Source organism: Roseisolibacter sp. H3M3-2, assembly GCF_029211165.1.
Taxonomy (GTDB): Bacteria; Gemmatimonadota; Gemmatimonadetes; order Gemmatimonadales; family Gemmatimonadaceae; genus Roseisolibacter.
Map to the genome: position 1 here is coordinate 1 of NZ_JARGEK010000420.1, position 3788 is coordinate 3788.

Below are 3788 nucleotides of genomic sequence, written 5' to 3' on the forward strand. Positions count from 1 at the left end.
CCGGCCGCTCGGGGGCGGCGTCCGCGACGGCGGGGCGCCGGCCGAGGCGCGGCGCCCCGCCCGGGTGCGCGAAGCGGAAGCGCGCGACCAGCAGCGCGACGACCAGCGCCGCGACGCCGAGCCACAGCGCCCGGTTCGCGAGCATGACCGCGGGCCACCCGATGAGCCGCGCGTTCTGCTCGACGGGCGTCCAGTACTGCGTCGCCTTCGTGATGGCGCCGGAGCCGAACGGGTCGAGCAGCGTCTGGACGTCGCCGCCGCCGAGGGTGCCGGCGACGTCGCCGGCGACGGTGCCCAGCAGGAACAGCGCGACGCCGCCGAGGTAGGTGGCGAGCGTCTGCCGGGTGAGCGCGGCGGCGGCGAACATGAAGGCGCCGATGACGGCCGCGTTGGGCAGCAGCACCAGCGCGTACGCCTGGAGGTACGCCTCGGGCCGCACGGGGCCGAACTTCCCCGCCTCCATGTACGGCATCACCGACGCGGCGAGCAGCCCGAGCGGGATCCCCGCCACGAGCACCGCGTTCACGAGCAGCCCGCCGAGGAAGCGCCCGCCGAGGTAGTGGGGCTCGCGGAGGGGGGACGTGTAGAAGAGCGCGTGCATGCGCGTCTGCACGTCGCGCGACGCCGCGTCGCCGAAGACGCCGGCGGTGACGAGCATGGCGAGCCCGCCGAGGATGGTCGACGCCTGCATGACGCTCGCCGGGGCGTTCAGGTACTGGCTGCTCCCGTTGATCGCGTGCATCAGCAGGAACGGCAGCCCGAAGAGCACGAGCGCGTACACCCAGGTCGACGGCTGGCGGAGCCGGTACCCGACCTCGAAGCGGAAGACCTCCCCGAAGGCCGCGGCGCCGGAGGGCGCGGCGCCGGCCGTCACCGCGCCACCAGCTCGGGGGCCGCGGCGCGCGCGCCCTCGTGACCGGCCATGACGCTGAAGTAGACGTCCTCCAGGTCCGGCTCGACCGGCTCGAACTCGTCGCCCGGCCGCTCGTCGGCGTGCACGTGCACGAGGGTGCGCCCGGCGAGCAGCTTGGTCGCGATCACGCGGTGCCGCCGCTCGACCTCGGGGAGCTCGTGCTTCGCCACCACGCGCCGCCACACGCGCCCGCGCAGCGCGTCGATCGCCTCCAGCGGCTCCGCCTCGAGCAGGATCTGCCCGCGGTCGATGATCGCCATGCGCCGGCACAGCTCCGCGACGTCCTCCACGATGTGCGTGGAGAGGATGACGACGCTGTTCTCGCCGATCTCGCTCAGCAGGTTCAGGAAGCGCACGCGCTCGGCGGGGTCGAGCCCCGCGGTCGGCTCGTCGACGATGATCAGCTCGGGGCCGCCGAGCAGCGCGACGGCGATGCCGAAGCGCTGGCGCATCCCGCCCGAGTAGCCGCCGAGCCGCTCCTTGCGCACGTCCCACAGGTTGGTCTGGCGCAGCAGCGCCTCGACGACGCGGCGCCGCGCGCCCTTCTCGGTGAACCCCTCCAGCACCGCGAAGTGGTCGAGCAGGCGCTCGGCGCTCACCGACGGGTAGACGCCGAACTCCTGCGGCAGGTAGCCGAGGGTGCGGCGCAGGCGGTCCTTCTCGCGCAGCACGTCGATGCGCGTGCCGTCGGGGCGCTCGAGGGTGACGGTGCCGACGTCGGGCTCCTGCAGCGTCGCGAGCGTGCGCATGAGCGACGACTTGCCGGCGCCGTTGGGGCCGAGGAGGCCGTACATCCCGCTCGGGATGTCGAGCGTGACGTCGCGGAGGGCGCGGACGCCGTTGGGGTACGTCTTGGAGACGCCGCGGATGGCGAGGTGCATCGTGCTGCGGGGAGGGGGGCGGTCGTGCGTCGGACCGGGGGGTCCGGGCCGTACGGGGCGCCGCGGGCCGCGGTTTCCCGCGAGCCGCCCGCCGTGACGAGGCGTGCGAACGGCGGGACGAGACGAGGCGGCGCGCGGCGGGGCGCGGGCGTCACGACGCCGCCGGCTGGTGGAGCAGCAGCCACGACGTGCCGAACCGGTCGCGCAGCATCGCGAAGCGGTTCGCGAACGGCGTCCGCGCCATCGGCATGAACACCTCGCCGCCGTCCGCGAGCACGGCGTACGCGCGCTCCGCCTCGTCCTCGCCGTCGAACGACAGGGCGAGGTACGCGCTCCGCATCGGCTCCGCGTGCGCGACGTCCGCGCCCATCAGCACGGTCGCGCCGATCGTGATGCGCGCGTGCAGGACCTTGTCGCGCCAGTCGGGCGGCGTGGCGGGGTTCGGGGCGTCGCCGTGGCGGGAGAGCCCGGTGATCGTGCCGCCGAGGTGCCGCTCGTAGAAGCGGAACGCCTCCTCGCAGCGGCCGCGGTAGTTCACGTACACGTCCAGGCGCATGCGGTCGCTCCGTCGCTGGTGACGTTCGTGCGGCTACTGGCCGCGCTGCCCCGACTTCGCCGACGTCGACTGCGGCTTCACCCGCGGCCGCGGCGCGTCCGTGCGCGCCTTCCCCTTGGTCGGGGGCGGGGACTCGTGGCGCGGGCCGTCCTTGGGCCGGGAGGCCTGACGCGAGAAGTCGGGGACGCCGCGCGGGGACTTCCGCTTCACGGCGCGCGCCCCGGGCCCGCCGCCTGCGCCGCCTCCACCGAATCCACCGTCCGGCGCAGCGCCGCCGCCTCGCGCGTGCGGCCCAGCGCCGTCCACGCCGCCGCCAGCGTGCGCGCGTTCTCGCGCGTGTCGACGTGCCCGAGCCCGAGCAGCCGCCGCTTCACCTCGACCCCGCCGCGCAGCAGCGGCTCCCCCGCCACCGCGTCGCCGGCCAGCAGGTGCGCGCGCCCGAGGTTCACCGCGCTGTTGGCCGTCTCGGGGTGCGCATCGCCGAACACCGCTCGGTGCAGCGCGTGCGCCTCCGCGTAGAGCGGGATCGACTCGGCGTGGCGCCCGCGGTCGCGCAGCACGTGCGCCAGGTTGCGCGTCGCCTGGGCGACGAACCGGGGCACCGTCGGCGCGCGCGCCCGCGCGGCGTCGAGCAGCGCGCGCAGCGCCGCCTCGGCCTCGCCGAGCCGCGCCGCGCGCTGCAGCGCCGCGCCGACCACCGCGAGCGCGCGCGTGGTGTCGTTGTCCGCCGTCTGCGGCAGCCGGCGCCGGATCGCCAGCGCCTCGCGCGCGACGCCCACCGCCTCGGCGGCGCGCCCCGCGTTGAGGCGCACGTTGGCGAGGTAGATCAGCGACGCCGCCAGCTCCGGGTCGCCCGGAGGCAGCGCGCGCCGCCGCAGCGCCACCGCCTCGGCGGCCAGCGTGTCGGCGCGCGCGCGGTCCCCCATGCCGAAGTACGCCGGCGCCATCGCCGACAGCAGGTGCGCGCGCACGAGCGGGCGCCCGGCCAGCGTCGACTCGGCGCGCGCGGCGCCGCGGTCGAGCACCTCGCGCAGCGTGGGCACGCGCCCCGACTCCTGGTACGGGTCGGCGCTCACCAGGATCGACGTCAGGAACCGCGTCACCTCGGCGGCCTTGTCGCGCTCCGCGGTCAGCACCGCCGCCTGCGCGCGCAGCCGCGCCGCCTGCGTCGCCGCCACCGCCGCGAAGGTCACGACCAGCGCGGCGCCGAGCAGCGTGGCCGCGCTCCCCGCGGGATGGCGCGCTACGAGCTTGCGCAGCCGGTAGGCCGGCGAGTCGGGGCGCGCGAGCACCGGGAGCGCGTCGAGGTGGCGGCGCACGTCGGCGGCCACCTCGTCGGCGCTCGGGTAGCGGCGCGCCGGGTCGGCGTGCGTGGCGCGGGCGACGATCGTCTCCAGGTCGCCGCGCAGCCGCCGCGCGCCCCGCGCGGGCGTGGTGC

At 76.6% G+C, this 3788-nt stretch carries 3 protein-coding genes and 1 pseudogene; all 4 read right to left on the minus strand.

Features of this window, described 5'->3' with window-relative positions; all coding sequences use genetic code 11:
• Nucleotides 1-874, minus strand: a pseudogene (locus tag PYV61_RS22240) (hypothetical protein); the annotation flags it as partial.
• A complete protein-coding gene (locus PYV61_RS22245; protein WP_275835801.1) occupies nucleotides 871-1794 on the minus strand; it encodes an ABC transporter ATP-binding protein in 924 nt (307 codons plus the stop codon). The gene PYV61_RS22245 and the pseudogene PYV61_RS22240, both read right to left, overlap by 4 nt.
• Nucleotides 1795-1945: 151 nt before the next feature.
• A complete protein-coding gene (locus PYV61_RS22250) occupies nucleotides 1946-2350 on the minus strand; it encodes a VOC family protein (protein WP_275835803.1) in 405 nt (134 codons plus the stop codon).
• Between the two features lie 206 nt (nucleotides 2351-2556).
• On the minus strand, nucleotides 2557-3788 hold a 1232-nt coding region (locus PYV61_RS22255), incomplete at its 5' end, for a tetratricopeptide repeat protein (protein ID WP_275835805.1).

Coding starts and splice junctions, on each gene's coding strand:
- PYV61_RS22245 (WP_275835801.1), bottom strand. CDS start 1,794: ATGCACCTCGCCATCCGCGGCGTCTCCAAGACGTACCCCAACGGCGTC.
- PYV61_RS22250 (WP_275835803.1), bottom strand. CDS start 2,350: ATGCGCCTGGACGTGTACGTGAACTACCGCGGCCGCTGCGAGGAGGCG.